The 15,250-nt window shown below is 69.0% G+C and carries 12 protein-coding genes and 1 pseudogene; 8 read left to right on the top strand and 5 right to left on the bottom strand.

All coding sequences use genetic code 11. The features are described from left to right. Window positions 1–127 precede the first annotated feature (127 nt). Window positions 128–1,087: pseudogene (locus HR086_RS07840) on the top strand (AHH domain-containing protein); the annotation flags it as partial. A gap of 19 nt (window positions 1,088–1,106) precedes the next feature. Further along, window positions 1,107–1,682 carry an imm11 family protein gene (locus HR086_RS07835; protein ID WP_174457491.1) on the top strand — a complete coding sequence of 192 codons (576 nt, stop codon included), beginning with the start codon at window positions 1,107–1,109 and terminating at the stop codon, window positions 1,680–1,682. Here HR086_RS07835 and HR086_RS07830 read toward each other — a convergent pair. Both HR086_RS07830 and HR086_RS07825 read right to left on the bottom strand, forming a co-directional pair. Next, window positions 1,679–2,107: a PilZ domain-containing protein gene (locus tag HR086_RS07830; RefSeq protein ID WP_174457490.1), complete on the bottom strand. Its 429-nt coding sequence runs from the start codon at window positions 2,105–2,107 to the stop codon at window positions 1,679–1,681. The genes HR086_RS07835 and HR086_RS07830 overlap by 4 nt on opposite strands. 191 nt (window positions 2,108–2,298) lie before the next feature. Then, window positions 2,299–3,369 (bottom strand): DNA ligase, encoded by a 1,071-nt coding sequence (locus tag HR086_RS07825; protein WP_174465270.1) that lies wholly within the window; start codon window positions 3,367–3,369, stop codon window positions 2,299–2,301. 281 nt (window positions 3,370–3,650) lie between these two features. Here HR086_RS07825 and HR086_RS07820 point away from each other — a divergent pair, with 281 nt between their 5' ends. From HR086_RS07820 to HR086_RS07810, 3 genes are all read left to right on the top strand, one after another. Further along, window positions 3,651–4,631: a hypothetical protein gene (locus tag HR086_RS07820; RefSeq protein ID WP_174465269.1), complete on the top strand. Its 981-nt coding sequence runs from the start codon at window positions 3,651–3,653 to the stop codon at window positions 4,629–4,631. Between the two features lie 364 nt (window positions 4,632–4,995). Further along, the gene (locus HR086_RS07815) at window positions 4,996–5,481 is read left to right on the top strand and encodes a gluconokinase (RefSeq protein WP_174465268.1); all 486 of its coding nucleotides are present in this window, start codon (window positions 4,996–4,998) and stop codon (window positions 5,479–5,481) included. A 275-nt stretch (window positions 5,482–5,756) separates the two neighbouring features. Continuing rightward, window positions 5,757–8,099: a M12 family metallopeptidase gene (locus tag HR086_RS07810; RefSeq protein ID WP_174465267.1), complete on the top strand. Its 2,343-nt coding sequence runs from the start codon at window positions 5,757–5,759 to the stop codon at window positions 8,097–8,099. Here HR086_RS07810 and HR086_RS07805 read toward each other — a convergent pair. After that, window positions 8,096–9,052 (bottom strand): LysR family transcriptional regulator, encoded by a 957-nt coding sequence (locus tag HR086_RS07805; protein ID WP_174465266.1) that lies wholly within the window; start codon window positions 9,050–9,052, stop codon window positions 8,096–8,098. The genes HR086_RS07810 and HR086_RS07805 overlap by 4 nt on opposite strands. A gap of 132 nt (window positions 9,053–9,184) precedes the next feature. Here HR086_RS07805 and HR086_RS07800 point away from each other — a divergent pair, with 132 nt between their 5' ends. Then, complete coding sequence (locus tag HR086_RS07800) at window positions 9,185–10,198, top strand: NAD(P)-dependent alcohol dehydrogenase (protein WP_254626234.1); 1,014 nt, start codon at window positions 9,185–9,187, stop codon at window positions 10,196–10,198. 27 nt (window positions 10,199–10,225) lie between these two features. On the opposite strand, the gene HR086_RS07795 is transcribed toward HR086_RS07800, so the two are convergent. Together HR086_RS07795 and HR086_RS07790 are read right to left on the bottom strand one after the other, a co-directional pair. Beyond that, a complete protein-coding gene (locus tag HR086_RS07795; RefSeq protein ID WP_174465265.1) occupies window positions 10,226–11,260 on the bottom strand; it encodes a phosphotransferase in 1,035 nt (344 codons plus the stop codon). Between the two features lie 68 nt (window positions 11,261–11,328). Then, the gene (locus tag HR086_RS07790) at window positions 11,329–11,955 is read right to left on the bottom strand and encodes a phenylalanine--tRNA ligase beta subunit-related protein (protein WP_174457483.1); all 627 of its coding nucleotides are present in this window, start codon (window positions 11,953–11,955) and stop codon (window positions 11,329–11,331) included. Window positions 11,956–12,307: 352 nt separating this feature from the next. Between HR086_RS07790 and HR086_RS07785 the strand changes: the two genes are divergently transcribed. Then, on the top strand, window positions 12,308–13,363 hold the full coding sequence (locus HR086_RS07785) for a zinc-binding dehydrogenase (RefSeq protein WP_141643427.1): 1,056 nt from the start codon (window positions 12,308–12,310) through the stop codon (window positions 13,361–13,363). Window positions 13,364–13,624: 261 nt separating this feature from the next. Continuing rightward, a complete protein-coding gene (locus HR086_RS07780) occupies window positions 13,625–15,247 on the top strand; it encodes an ABC-F family ATP-binding cassette domain-containing protein (protein ID WP_141643426.1) in 1,623 nt (540 codons plus the stop codon). Window positions 15,248–15,250: the final 3 nt, after the last annotated feature.

The following is a 15,250-nucleotide window of genomic DNA, read 5'->3' as shown; positions in this document are numbered from 1 at the left end:
GCGAGTGCAGGGGTTGAAGTGCCGTACACAAACGCATTCAAGGCGCAGATGGTGAAGCGGATGATGGGCGCGAGCGGCGAGGTAGGCATGCACCAGGGCCATGAGATGGTCCATCGTGCGGCAGCGGTGCTCGCGGAAGGACCAACCCGGAGACTGCTTGCGGCTGTTGGAGGAAGGCCCCCTGCTCGCCAGCGACGGCAAGTACAGGTGGGCCTTGGCCATCGCGATGGACTCCGTGTGGGAGGAGACAGCCGAGGCATTGGAGGGCATGACGGACCCCGGCGCGGTCATGGCCACAATCACCGCCGCGGCGACGATGTACCTGCTGCTCTGGTCGCTCCCCGAGCCAGTGAGCAAGGGCGTGGCCGCTACCCTGACAGCCATCGCCATCGCCTACCTGGGCGTGGACACGATGTGGCGTCTGCTGGACGGGTGGTTGACCCTGGTACGCGAGGTGGACCAGTCCACGACTTTCGCGCAGCTCAGTGCGTCGGGTGAGGCGTACGGCGAAATCCTCGGAGAGAATGCGGCACGCGTCTTCGTGATGCTCGCCACGGCCGCTATCGGCAGCACGGCGGGGTTGGTCGCGAAGGCCGTGAGACTGCCGGGCTCCGCTCAGGCTGCGCTCGCCGTGGAGTCTCAGGCAGGCTTCCAGTACGCCGCGGTGGCAAGTGTGCAGTCGGTCGCGGTGGCGGCGGAAGGCTTCACCATCGCGCTCGCCCCCAACGCCCTGGCCATGGCGAGTCGGGGGATGCGCAGCCAAGGCGAGCGCCACCACATCGCCACGAACAAGAACGAAGTCTCAGCGGCGCGCGGCGGGCCCTGGACGCCGAGATTCCGGGACCTCTTCACAAGGGCTGGGATGGAGCTGAAGGACCCCGAGAACGTCGTAGAAGTCGTCGGTCACAAGGGGCCACATCCGCAGCGGTATCATGAACGCGTCCAGGAGCGACTACTCGAGGCTTTGGGGAGCTGTCGGAAGGTGGCAGATTGCCGCGAGGCCCTCACGGTTGAGCTTCGCAGGCTCGCCAAAGAGGCCGTGACCAAAGGAACGGAAATCCACAGGCTTTTGACTCAGGGCAAGTGACGCAGTGAGGGCGTCCACCATGTCGAATCACTCTCGATACTTCAGGCTCAAAGAGGACGTACAGGCCGGCAACTGGTACCTGGGAGAACCGTTGAACGGACAGGGCCGGGAGCCGGAAGACATCAGGGAGTTTAGTTCTGGGCGGCCCGTCCGAAGTGATGGCCGCCTGACGCTCTCTGTTCGTGAGCCTGGGCGTCAGCGCGATTTCAGCATGGCAGGCGTTGGCATGACTCCCGTTGTCCACATCCGGGTGGCCGCCATCTTCGCGGAGCTGGCACCCAATGATGTGCAACTCATCCCTTTGAATCTCAAAGGCCACCCGGACGAATATCAAGTCCTCGTTGCTACGAAGGTTGTCCGGTGCATCGATGACAATGCATCAAATGAAGTGGAGTTCTGGCTGCCAGAGGACGCGCGACCGGACAAGCTCGGCCAATACCGAAACGTGGTTGATATGCGGATTGACCGCACGAAGGTGGGCAACACGAAGGTCTTCCGCACCTGGGGGTGGACAGTTGCCCTCATCGTCTCGGAGGACATCAAGGTAGCCCTGGAGCACGCGAAGGTCACAGGAGCAAAATTCGAGGAGGTCTAGCCTGTGCTTTGGAACTGCCTTGTCTGCGCGAGGAAGTCCCGCAGCCGGGGTGAGGGGGGCAGCAACTGCACACCGATGCCCGCTGAGACGCCCCAGGTGCGGGCGTGCGCGGAGTCGACGTGCCGCACCACTTCGCCCTCACAGGCGAACTCCTCGCCGGCCAGTCGCAGCGTCAGCTCCAGCCGGGTGAAGAGGGGAGGGAAGGGCTCCGAGCAGCTCAGGAAGAGGCCGCCCTTGCCCAGCTCCAGGCCGTGGACGTCCACGCCCTCGGGATGGCGAATCCACACGTCCCAGGACCAGGGCTCGGCGGCCTTGTCTCCATGGGGCAGGGATTCACCGAGCAGCGAGGCGCCGTGTCGTGCCCGGGGCTGGGGCGTGCACAGGGAGTCCGCGGAGTGTTCCGACAGGCAGAGCGCGCAGTGCATGGTCGCCTCGAGCAGACACCAGGAGGTACTGACTCCGCGGGGGCGGAGGGCTCTCCCGTTGCTCTATAAACCGTGCGGACGTCCACGTGCTGACGGCCCCCGACACGCCACGCGGGTCCAGGTGCTTGCGATGATCGCTGGCGCACAGACCCGGCGGGACGGCTGCCCCGCACGGGTGGGTGTGCCCGTCTTCAGCCCTTCGCCTTCCCCTTGAACGGCGCCGCGTCGATGCGCACGCCGATGTACGACGGGAAGCGCGGCACGCCGTCGTTGGACAGCTCCTGGTAGCGGAAGGTGATGAGCGTGCCGATGGCCGGTGGTGCTTCGCGCTCGGCGTCCGACAGGCCGGTGCCCACGCTGAAGCGCTTGCCGTTGCGCAGCTCCACCTCCAGCGCGCCCAGCCGGCCCTTGTGTCGACCCGCGCCCGCGACGTGGCCAATGACGACGGCCTCGTCGTCCTTGAAGCTCTTCACCTTCAGCAGCGTGTGCGAGCGACCGACTTCATAGCGGGAGCCCGGCTTGCGCAGCATCAGCCCCTCGCCGCCCAGCCCCTCCACGCGCTCCAGCTCCGAGCGCAGATGCGGAGTCCCCTGACAGCGCTCGTGCGAATGCCACTGCGCATACGCGGGCTTCGCGTCATCCAGCCACTTGCGACAGTGCTCCAGCCGCTGCTCGAACGCGGCGTCGAAGCTCGGCGCGTCGAACACGACGAAGAGCAGCTCCTTCCAGTCCTTGCTCTTGTCCTGCCGGCGCACCACGCTCACCGTGCGCTGGAAGCGCTTGCGCCCGCCGAACAGCTCTCCGTCCAGCGGGAAGTCCGGCAGCCCCGCGGTGAACCAGTCCGGCGCGAAGAACTCGTTGCCCAGGCGCGACCAGAAGCGCTTGCCGTCCCAGTACGCGCGCACGCCGTCGAGCTTCTCGCTCATCCACCAGTTCGTGAGGTCCACGTCGTTCTCCCACGGGTGGGCGAGCAGCAGCGGTGGGGCCTTCTCGTCGTCCGCCTCGCCCTCGGCATCGCCGGCGGGGGCCTTCGCGCGCGTGGCCTTGACGGGAGGCGTGGAGGTGCCGCCGGTGCGGGCGTCCTCGGCGGCGTCACCGCGCACGCGGCGCAGGTGCTTGCAGGTGCGTCGCTCGATGGCGATGGACTGGTTGCGCCACGCGGGGCAGGAGCACGAGTAGACGCCTCCCGTGTTCTTGAGGATGTAGGGCTTGGAACCCGAGCCCTGGACTTCCACCTGCTCGCCGTCCGCGATTTCCGCCAAGTGCCGACCCCTCCGTGCCGCGTCCTTCGCGGCGATGAAGGGAAGAGTACCCCCAAGGTCTGACATCCCCAAGGCGCGCGGAGCCTTGGGGGGCGTGCTCGGACAACCTGTCTCGGCCCACGTCGTGTTCCTCCCAGACGCGCCCGCGTCCTCATGGGACGCGGAGTGGCGCGAACAGGGGGCATTCCCAGACAGTCGCCACTTGGCACCGAGCAATTCCAGTCATTGGTATGTGATTTGCTGGTGGTTCCTCCAATCGCGCGTCATGGAGGACTGCCCGCATGTACAAACCCTCGCCGCCCACGGTGGTTAACTGCGGCTCGTCCAAATGCTCGTACATGGCTCCGGTGCATCCCTCGTCCCAGTGTGTCTTCTGCACGCGCTACTACTGCATGACGCACAAGCCGAAGACGTGCCCCTCCTGCCATGTCTTCATCTGTACCGGTTGCTATAGCCGTTCTCCGCCCCCGTGTTGTGTCTGGGCGAAGAGCCAGTCCTCTCCCTTCTCCTTCCCGTCGTTCTCCGGAGGCTCCTCGTCGTTCTCCGAGGGCTACCCGTCGTTCTCCGGAGGCCCTCCGTCGTTCTCTGGAGGTCCCCCATCGTTCTCCGGGGGCTACCCGTCGTTCTCCGGGGGCTACCCGTCGTTCTCCGGAGGCCCCCCGTCGTTCTCTGGAGGCCCCCCGTCGTTCTCTGGAGGTCCCCCGTCGTTCTCCAGCTACCCCAGCCCGCCGAGCATCACCACCGACTCCATCGAGAATGACATCACGGGGCAGGACCAGTGGCCGACCTTCAGGAGCTACAACGAAGGAGACCCCTTCGCCTTCTGGAGCAGCACCGGGTTCCCGGGGCTGAACGTGAAGTTCCTCATCGAGGTGTCGGGGATGCTCTTCGAGGCCCATGTGAAGTGGGACAACCGTCCGTGGTATTCGGACGAGCCCAAGAGCATGAGCTTGAAGGTGGCGGTCCGGGGCTCGAGGTCGGACATGTGCCGGGAGTCGCTCGCCAACGTCACGAGCGGCTCGCACCGCTATCTCTGGGGTCATCTGCTCGCACGGGCCCGGAAGATGCTCGCCAATCATCGTGCAGGGGAGTTGATGACGGAGTTCGGCCTCACGAACAGAGTGACCACCGCCTTGGTCCGGACGCTCTTGCGCGCCGGGAGGATGAGCGACCTCTCCGCTCTGTACCTCTGCACCTCGCTGCCGTTGACGGCATGGGAGCAGGGGGCCTGGTCCCTGATGCTTGACGTGCTCACGCGCTGACGCTCTCCGCCAACGGTCCGCCAGCATCCCGTTTCGCGTCGCCACGGGAACGTACGCCGTCCGCGAGTGTCGCTCCGAGGCGTCACTTCGGGGCGCCTGTGTCGTGGGGCCTCCACCGGTGTCCCCTCCATTCTCGACGCCAGGACCGCGGCGGCTCGCCCAGCAAGCGGAGGACCGAGTCCCGGCGCATCACTCCCGGGGCTGTGCGTCCACGTCCTCAAGTGCGAGCAACAAGGCGGCTCATACGGTTGCGACTCTTCACGCCATCGTGGTGCGGTGGGCACTTGCCGAGGATGGGAGTGGCGCTCTGTCGGGAGGCGTCGCAATCTGTCTGGAGGTCCACGAGTCGAGGAGGCCGCACCGGATGGTCGTCATCATCATGGGAGTGTCGGGCGCGGGGAAGACGACGGTGGGGCAGGCCCTGGCGCGGAGCCTGGGCTGGCGCTTCCTGGACGCGGATGACCTGCACCCCCGGTCCAACGTGGCGAAGATGGCGGCGGGTGTCCCCCTGACGGACGAGGACCGCACGCCCTGGCTCGCCGTGGTGCGCGGCCAGCTCCAGGCGGCCATGGAGCGTGACGAGGACCTGGTGCTCGCCTCGTCCGCGCTCAAGCGCGCCTACCGGGACCAGTTGGAGGTGGACCCCGCGCGGACGCGGTGGGTGTACCTGAACGCTCCGCGCGAGGTGCTGGCGGGCCGGCTCGCGAAGCGGCACGGGCACTTCATGCCGCCGTCGTTGCTGGACAGCCAGCTCGCCACGCTGGAGGTGCCCACGCAGGCGCTGGAGGTGGATGTGTCGCCGCCCCCTCCGGAGGTGGTGGCGCGCGTCCGCGAGGGCCTGAAGCTCTGAGTCCTCGAAGGGCCCCGCGCGGGCCGCGACTCGGGGTCCGTCTGTCTTTGCCATGTGACATCGGTCCCGTGGAAATGTTCCCGGCTTCGCCCGTGCTCGGCCCGGGCTCTTGCGCCCGGAACCGAAGTCGGCGTGGAGCGCGGCATGTCAGACCGCTGCTCTAAATATTCATCCGGATGCAGATGCATATCGGGTTGCACGTATGCCGCCCCGCATCTCGCGGGGCGCCGTGCCCGACTTCTGGGGGATACATTCCGATGTCGAGACTTCCGGGGATGAAACATGTTTCACGTGGCTGGGCGGGTGTGGTGCTGGGCGTGCTCGTCGGGAGCGCGAGTGGTTGTGGCGGCGAGGTCGACGCCGGTGCTTCGAGCGAGGTCATCCGGCAGGAGCGAGCCTTCCCGGGTCGCACGGGTGAAGTGCGCCGAGCGAACTTCCAGGTCGCCGGAGGACCGCGAGCGCTCGCCTACGAGCGCATCGACGGCGAGCGTGTCTTCCAGGGGGACATCCTCCTGCCGCCCGAGGTCCCGGCCAGTGAGCTCTCCGCGCTATCGGTGGAGGCGCAGGGCGCGGTGTCCACGCGCGCGATGACGCGCTGGCCGGGCGGCGTGGTGCCCTACACGGTGGACGCGGCCTTGCCGAACATCGGGCGTGTCACGGCGGCCCTGGCTCAGTGGGAGGCCCTCACGCCCATCCGGTTCGTGCCGCGCACGACCCAGTCGGACTACGTCACCTTCCGGCCGGGGACGGGCTGCTCGTCACACGTCGGTCGCATCGGGGGGCAGCAGTTCGTGACGCTCGCGCCGGGCTGCACCACGGGGAGCACGCTCCACGAGGTGGGGCACACGCTGGGACTGTGGCACGAGCAGGCGCGCACGGACCGGGACAGGAACGTCGTCATCCACTTCGAGAACATCGAGGCGGGGTATGCCCACGCCTTCGAGACCTTCGCGCAGGAGGGCGCGGCCGGCCGCAACCTGGGGCCCTATGGGTTGGACTCCCTGATGCACTACGCGCCGGAGGCCTTCTCCGCGAATGACTCGCCGACCATCACCCGGTTGGACGGCTCGTTCTTCACCGCGAACCGCACCGCGCCGACTCTGGCTGACGCCTGCGCCGTGAAGCGCCTGCATGGCTACGGGCGCCACTCGGACGTGAATGGAGATGGCTACGCGGACCTCGTCGTCGGCGCGCCGGACGAGGACGTGGGCCTGGGGTTGGACCAGGGGGCGGTGAGCCTGGTGCTGGGCTCGGCCACGGGGCTGGGGACGGCGGGCCTGTGGCTGCATCGCGACGTGTCGGGCGTGGAGGACACGGCGGGTCGCGCCGACCACTTCGGCGCCGCGGTGGCGGTGGGTGATTTCAATGGCGACTGCTTCGCGGACGTGGCCGTCGGCGTGCCGGAGGACGACGTGAATGGGATTGTCGACGCGGGCTCGGTCCACGTCTTCCTGGGGTCGGCGCAGGGCGTGGACTTGTCCACGGACAAGGTGCTGCATCAGAACAGCGCGAGCGTGCCTGACAGCGCCGAGGCGTTTGACGGCTTCGGCGCCGTGCTGGCGGTGGGGGACTTCAACGGCGATGGGTATGACGACCTGGCCGTGGGCGTTCCCGCCGAGGACTATGGCTCCTCGGCGCTCGACTCCGGGCTGGTGACGGTGTTGTTCGGCTCCATCTCCGGGCTCACGGGCACTGGCGCGCAGAGCTGGAGTCAGGCGGCGGCGCACGTGCTCGAAGTCACGGAGACGGGAGACCGCTTCGGCTCCGCGCTGGCCGCGGGTGACTTCAACGGAGACGGCTTCGACGAACTGGCCGTGGGTGTGCCCTCCGAGGACGTGGGCGCCGTCGCGAACGTGGGCGCGGTGAACGTCCTGTCCGGCTCCATCGATGGCCTGACGAGCACGGGCAACCAACTGTGGACTCCGGGAAGCGACGGGGTGCCCGGTGTCGCGAGCGAGGAGGTGCTCTTCGGTGCCGCGCTGGCGGCGGGGGACTTCAATGGCGATGGGCGGAGTGAGCTGGCCATCGCGGCTCCGGGTCAGACGGTGGGCTTCATGGCGGGGGCGGGCGCGGTGACGGTGTTGCGCGGCGGAAGCGCGGGGCTCCAGTCCACGGGGGCCCTCGCCTGGAGCCAGGATTCGGCCGGTATCTCGGACGTGGCCGAGCAAGGCGACGCCCTGGGCTCCGCGCTGGTGGCCGAGGACTTCGATGGAGATGGCCATGTGGACCTCGCCATCGGTGTGGCCTCGGAGAGCGTGGGGGCTGTCGTCGGCGCGGGCATCGTGCACGTGTTGCACGGCGCGCCGGGTGGGCTGTCCACTGCGCGTGAGCAGCGCTGGTCTCAAGTGGGCTCCACCGTGGAGGAGGGCGCGGAGCTCCAGGATGCGTTCGGCTCCCGGCTGTCCTCGGGGGACTACGACGGGGATGGCTTCGTGGACCTGGCGGTGGGCGTGCCGTACGAGGACGTGGGGAGCGCGACCGACTCGGGCGCGGTGCAGGTGCTGTACAGCGCGGGTGTCACGGGCCTGTCGCGCGCGGGCGAGCAGCTCTGGTCCCAGGCGCCGTCGGAGCAGACGGACTCGGTGGAGACGGGAGACCGCTTCGGCGAGGGACTCTAGGCCTTCCGGCGCAGGGGCTTTCTCCGTGCCCCCTTGGACTGGTTCTCCCCGGAGGACAGCCGCTCGGGGATGCGCGCGACCAGGATGTCGATGGCCGCGCGCACCTTCGACGGCAGGTGCTTGTTCTGGGGCCACACGGCGAAGATTTCATTGCCGTGGCGGCCCTCCGTCTCCAGCAGCGTCACGAGCTCGCCCTTGTGCACCCGCTCGGCGACGAGCCAGCACGGAAGCCACGCGAGCCCGGCACCCTGGACGGCGGCATCGGCGATGGCCTCCAGGTCATCGAAGCGCAGGCTGCCCTGGACGGGGATGACCCGCTCTCCGCCCTGGCCGTCCGGAAAACGCCAGGGCTTGCTGATGCCCTGTCGCCCGTAATTGATGGCCTCGTGGTTCGCGAGGTCCGCGAGCGTCTTCGGTCGGCCATGCCGGGCGACGTAGCGAGGCGAGGCGCAGACCACCATCATCTGCGCGCCGAGTCTGCGCGCGGTGAGGCCCGCGTGGTCCGCGAGGGGCGCGACGCGGATGGCCAGGTCGAAGCCCTCCTCGATGAGGTCCACCACGCGGTCGCTGAAGCACAGCTCCAGCTCGAGGCCCGGATGCTGGCGCGTCAGCTCCCAGAGCAGGGGCGCGGCGCAGTGCCGACCGAACAGCACGGACGCGGCCACGCGCAGGCGGCCCGTGGGTGCGCGGCGGCCGGAGTCCAGCGCGGCCTCCGCCGCTTCCAGCTCCGCCAGCGCGCGGACACAGCGCTCGTAGAAGACCTGTCCGTCCTCGGTGAGGCTCTGCCTGCGCGTGGTGCGCTGGAACAGGCGGGTACCCAGCCGCTCCTCCAGCCGGGCGATGCTCTTTCCGACGGCGGAACGGGACAGGCCCAGCCGCTCGGCCGCGAGCGCGAAGCCACCAGCCTCGGCGGCCTGGACGAAGGTGAGCACTCCACTGAGTCGGTCCGTCACGGTGTGGTTCCCATTGGTGAATTCCTGTCCCCAGTGAGGCGCCGAAGTCTCGTCACTGGGGACACCTCCTCGTCCGTATATCCCCCGCGCCTCTCGATGGCACGGCAACGGAGCGAAACGATGGATGGCGTGATGAAGCGGTGGGAGCTGCGGCGGCCTGGCCGAGCGAACCTGGAGCTGGCGAGCGTGGCGATTCCCACGCCGGTCGCGGGCGAGGTGCTGGTCCGAGTCTCGGCGGTGTCGCTGAACTACCGCGAGAAGTTGTTCCTCGACGGGGCTGGCTATTCGGATGTGCCGTGGCCCTTCGTGCCCACCTCCGACATGGTCGGTGAGGTGGTGGCCACGGGTGGCGGTGTCACCCGGTTCAAGGTGGGGGAGCGGGTGCTCGCCGCGTTCAACGCGGACTGGGTGGATGGGCCCGTGCCGCGCGTGAATGGCTCGGTGCGCAGCCTGGGAGGGAGTCTGCCGGGGGTGTTGTCCGAGTATGTGGCGATGCCGGAGAGCTGGCTCGTCGCCGCGCCCCGGACGCTGGATGACGTGCGCGCCAGCACGCTGCCGTGCGCGGGGCTCACCGCGTGGACGGCGCTCGTGGAGCTGGGCGGGGTGCGGCCCGGGCAGACGGTGGTGACCCAGGGCACGGGCGGCGTGTCGCTGTTCGCCGTGCAGCTCGCCTCGGCGCTGGGAGCGCGGGTCATCGTCACGTCGGGGGATGAGGAGAAGCTTGCGCGCGCGAAGAAGCTGGGCGCGGCCCACGGCATCCACCGGCGCCAGACGCCGGATTGGGAGAAGGCGGTGGTGGAGCTGACAGGGGGGCGTGGCGCGGACCACATCCTGGAGATGGTGGGCGGTGACAACCTGGCGCGCTCGGTCAGCGCGCTGGCGCCCGGTGGACGCGTCACGCTCATCGGCGTGCTGGACGGCTTCGACATGCGCTTCCCGGTGGTGCCGTTGTTCCAGACCCAGGGCGTCATCCAGGGCGTGCTGGTGGGGAACCGACGCGGCCTGGAGAACTTCGTGCGCGCGGTGGACGCGCTGCGCCTGGAGCCGGTCGTCGACGCGACGTATGCGCTGCGCGAGTTCCCGAAGGCGCTCGAGCACCTGGACCGGGGGCCCTTCGGCAAGGTGGTGGTGCGCGTCCGCGAGTGAGCGCGAAGGCGTGCGTCCTCCGGCGCGCTACCGGAACGCGGGCCAGGTGAAGGACGGAGTTCCCGCCCAGCGCGCCACGAGTCGCTCCTCCAGGGAGGCGAGGGTGCGTGAGAGGGCGGGGACCAGGCTCGTGGGCTCGCGCAGGACGCGGGAGCGCGCGAGGTGGCGCAGCAGGGCGGCGCGCTCGGAGTAGCCCGGCGCCCAGTCCCTGTCTCGCTCCAGCGCCTTGGGCGACAGCCACTGGAACATGTTCACCGTGCGCGCCGTGGCGACCAGGGCGCGCGCGTGGGTGTACGTGGCGTCCGTCTGGGCCGCCTCGCAGACGGGGGCCAGGGTGATGCGATAGGTGAGGTCGGCGCGAGTGACGAGCTCGTCGGGCAGGGGCACCACGATGAGCCACATGAGCGCGTCGTACAGCGCGTGGCGCATGCCGCAGTACTCGAAGTCGAGCAGGCGCGGGCCGCTGGTGGTGAAGAGGGTGTTGCCCGGGGCCATGTCCCCGTGGGAGAGCGCGAGGAAGGGGCCGGGCTCGGCCAGCTCACGCGCCAGTTGCTCCACGTCCTCCTGGGTGCCGGCGGCCACGGTGGTGCCGACGGCGTTCGTCCAGCGATGCAGCCGGTCCGCGTGCTCCACCAGATAGCGCGCGTTGTCGATGCGCACGCGCAAGGGGCGTGGGTGCAGCGAGTGGCGGAGCAGGTCGAAGTCACCTTGCAGGCCCCGGGTGCGCGCGTGGAGCTGGCCCGTGAGTCGGGCCACGGCGAGCAGTCCTCCGGTGGCGGCGCTCGCGTCCACCGAATTGAAGAGGTCTTCCAGGCTGGGGCCGATGCCCAGGTCCTGGAGGACGAGGAGGCGGGAGTGGATGTCGCCGGCGATGAGGCCCGGGGCGGTGGTGAGGTTGTGGCGGCCGAGCAGCTCCAGCCCGGCCCACTCGTCCAGGCCGAGCACGGGGTCCGCGTGGAAGTGCTTGAGGATGACGGTGGGCACATCGCCGCCGCGCACGCGGGCGCGCACGACATGGCAGCGGGACTCGGTGCGGAGGACCTGGGGCTCGGCCAGGAGCACGGGTCGTCCCCAGGCGGCGGAGAGGGAGCGAGCGCCGTCGGCGAGCAGTTGCTCCAGGTCCAGGGCGCTCAGGGGATCCGCTCCACGGTGGCTCCCGCGCGTTCCAACAGCTCGCGGTACCATGTGAAGGCGCGCGCGGTGCGGTCACCCAGGCCCTTGGCGCCCCAGAGGACGGTGAGGGTGCGGCGGGTGTCGGCGTTCGTCTTGGTGCGCTGGGCGTCCTTCACGGCATTGGCGCACGGGCCCTCGGCGTCGAAGAGGCACAGCAGGCCCGCCAGGTCGATGCTCTGGCCGGAGGCATTGAAGACGTACTGGGAGCCCTCGGGGGCGATGCCCACGCGGAAGGGCGCGGTGGCCCGGTCCAGGTCGACGACGCTGATGGGCAGGCCGCTGTGCAGGGACACGGCGTTGCAGAGGTCCACGGCGGTGTTGATGGAGCCGAGCGTGCCTTCCGTCGCGGCGCGCACCAGGTACTCGGAGGCGGGCTTGCCGCGGCCTGTGGGCTTGTAGCCGCCGTGGCGGAGCATGTCGCGCACGGCGCCGCGCACGGCGTCGTCGCTGGAGAGTGGCGCGGCCGCATCCGATTTCAGCAACGCCACCAGCCACTCCGGCGAGGGCAGCGAGCCCAGCGGTGCGGGGAACGTGGTGGTGAAGGCCAGGGTGTCCAGGGACGGATGCGGTTCGACGGTCAGCACGGCCGGGCACTCTACGCCACACGGCGCGCCCGTGCTGGCGGTGGTGCGCGCAAACGGCCGTGATGCCGCCTACGCCACAGGGCGAGGCGTTGCACGGGAACGGGTGCGAGTGCGCGAGCCTCCCGTGTCGCGATGCGCATGGGGAGGCGGACTGGCGCGGTGCCAGTTTCGCGGTGCGAGTCGTTCCAGACCGCTCGGAGCCGAATGGGTGCGGTGGAAGTGTCGTCCTCGCGCCAGAGTGAAAGGCTCGCTTCGAGTCAGCGAGCAGCCCCGAGGGTGCGTGCTACGGTCGCGCCTTCCGAGCTTGGGTGCCCGCTCGTGTTCCACGATGCGCGGCCAGGAGGAGCAATCGATGGCAGACGCGAACCAGCGGACGATGCGGGCGGCGCGCTTCGATACGGCCACGCGGACGTTGACGGTGACGGAGGTCCCCGTGCCCCAACCGCGTCCGGGCGAGGTGCGGGTGCGAGTGAAGGCGTGCGGCATCTGCTTGTCGGATGCGCATCTGCTCGACGGTTCGCTCCGCTCTCCGTTGCCCGTGGTGACGCCGGGCCATGAGTCCTCGGGTGTCATCGACGAGGTGGGCGTGGGCGTGCCGCGCTGGAAGGAGGGGCAGCGTGTCGCGATGGCGGGTGGCAAGCCCTGCGGTCGCTGCCCGAAGTGCTCCAATGGCCAGCCGCAGGAGTGCCTCGACTTTCAAATCATGGGCTTCCACTACGACGGCGCGTGGGCCGAGTACGTCGTGGTGCCGTACTTCGTGCTGTCCTCGATTCCGGACCACCTGCCTTTCGAACAGGCGGCCATCCTCGCGGACGCGGTGGCCACGCCGTACGCGGGACTGGTGGAGAGCGCGAAGTTGCGGCCCGCGCAGTCGGTGGGCCTGTGGGGCATCGGTGGGCTTGGGGTCCACGCGGTGCAGATTGCCCGGATGATGGGGGCGACGCCCATCATCGCGTTCGACACGAACGAGGCCGCGCGAAACCGCGCGCTGGAGTTCGGCGCGGACGTGGCGTTGGACCCGCGTTCTCCGGACGTGCGTGCGCAGATTCTCCAGCACACGAATGGGCTGGGGTTGGATGTGGCGGTGGACCTGGTGGGCGCCAACTCGGTGCTGGCGCAGGCGGCGTTGAGCCTCGGGCGCTACGGGCGCGCGGTGATGGTGGGCCTGTCGCCGGAGCCCATCCAACTGGGAGCCGGGGTCAACTTCGGCCTGCGCTCCCAGGCGCTGGTCGGACACCTGGGCTACGAGAAGAAGCACCTGGACCAGCTCGTGACGCTGGTGAGCACCAAGCGCCTGGACGTCTCGCGCTCCGTGACGGCGACGATGCCGCTGGAGGACGTGGCGAAGGGCGTGGAGCGGCTGGTGAAGAAGGAAGGCAATCCCATCCGCCTCGTCATCACGCCCTGAGGCACGGCAGGGGACCAGGCGGCCGGGCACCCAGGGCGGGGTGTCCGGCTCCCGGTACCCGAGCGGATCCGCTCACGGCGGAATGGCGCCTGGGGACTGGCGGGGCCATGTAGGTCTCCCTCCTGGCTCCAGGGCGAACGCCCCTCTGGTGGGCCGCCCCCGGGCATGGGAAGCGGAGGTCGAGGGTTCGGAACAATCCTCCTTCGGCGTCCCCCATGGCATAAGGGCGCCGCGCCCGCCTTCCGGGCACCCCCTACGCACATGATTCGTCTCGACAACATCAGCAAGCAGCACGGCCAGCAGATTCTCTTCATCGAGGCTTCGGCCGCTCTCCACAAGGGGGAGAAGGTCGGCCTCGTCGGGCCCAACGGGGCCGGCAAGACGACGCTGTTCCGGATGATTACCGACCAGGAACACCCCGACGAAGGCCAGGTGGCCGTCGACCGTGGCGTCACCATCGGCTACTTCAACCAGGACGTCGGCGAGATGTCCGGCCGCAGCGCCGTGTCCGAGGTCATGGACGGCGCGGGCCCGGTGAGCACGGTCGCCGCGGAGATGAAGGCGCTCGAAGCGGACATGGCCGACCCGGACAAGGCCGACGACATGGAGAAGCTCGTCGAGCGCTACGGCCTGGTGCAGGCGCGCTTCGAGGAGCTGGGTGGCTACGCGCTGGAGGGCCGCGCGCGGGAGATTCTCGCGGGCCTGGGCTTCAGCGAGGAGATGATGGACGGCGATGTCGGCGCGCTGTCCGGTGGTTGGAAGATGCGCGTGGCGCTGGCGCGCATCCTGCTCATGCGTCCGGACGCGATGCTGCTCGACGAGCCGAGCAACCATCTGGACCTGGAGAGCCTCATCTGGCTGGAGGGCTTCCTCAAGGGATACGAGGGCGCGCTCCTGATGACGTCGCACGACCGCGAGTTCTTGAACCGCATCGTCACCAAGATGGTGGAAATCGACGGCGGCTCGCTGACGACGTACTCGGGCAACTACGACTTCTACGAGCAGCAGCGCGCGCAGAACGAGAAGCAGCAGCAGGCGCAGTACGAGCGCCAGCAGGCCATGCTCGCCAAGGAGCTGAAGTTCATCGAGCGCTTCAAGGCCCGCGCCTCGCACGCCGCGCAGGTGCAGAGCCGCGTGAAGAAGCTGGAGAAGATTGAAAAGGTGGAGCCGCCCAAGCGCCGCACGACGGTGCTGTTCGAGTTCCAGCCGGCGCCGCGCTCGGGCGACGACGTGGTGAACCTGAAGGCGGTGCACAAGGCCTACGGCTCCCGGCGCATCTATGACGGCATGGACTTCCTCGTGCGCCGCGGCGAGCGCTGGTGCGTCATGGGCGTCAACGGCGCGGGCAAGTCCACGCTGTTGAAGCTGGTGGTGGGCTCGACGACGCCGGACACGGGCGCGGTGACGGTGGGTGGCAGCGTGAAGCTGGGGTACTTCGCCCAGCACGCCATGGACCTCCTGAACGGTGAGCGCACGGTGTTCGAGTCACTGGAGGACGCGTTCCCCCGCGCGGGACAGGGCTCGCTGCGCGCGCTGGCCGGGTGCTTCGGCTTCTCCGGTGACGAGGTGGAGAAGAAGTGCCGCGTGCTGTCGGGTGGTGAGAAGGCGCGTCTGGTGATGGCGAAGATGCTCTTCGACCCGCCCAACTTCCTGGTGCTGGACGAGCCCACGAACCATCTGGACATGGCGACGAAGGAGATGCTGATTACCGCGCTGGCCCGCTACGAGGGGACCATGCTCTTCGTCTCGCACGACCGTCACTTCCTGGGCGCGCTGTCCAACCGCGTGCTGGAGCTGACGCCGGATGGCATCCACCAGTACGGCGGTGGCTACACCGAGTACGTGGCTCGCACCGGCCACGAAGCTCCGGGCCTTCGCAGCTGAGTT

Origin of the sequence: Myxococcus sp. CA039A, assembly GCF_013336645.1 — a bacterium.
Lineage (GTDB): Bacteria > Myxococcota > Myxococcia > Myxococcales > Myxococcaceae > Myxococcus > Myxococcus llanfairpwllgwyngyllgogerychwyrndrobwllllantysiliogogogochensis.
The sequence above is the reverse complement of the archived record's forward strand: the minus strand, read 5'-3'. Positions and strand labels throughout refer to the sequence as shown.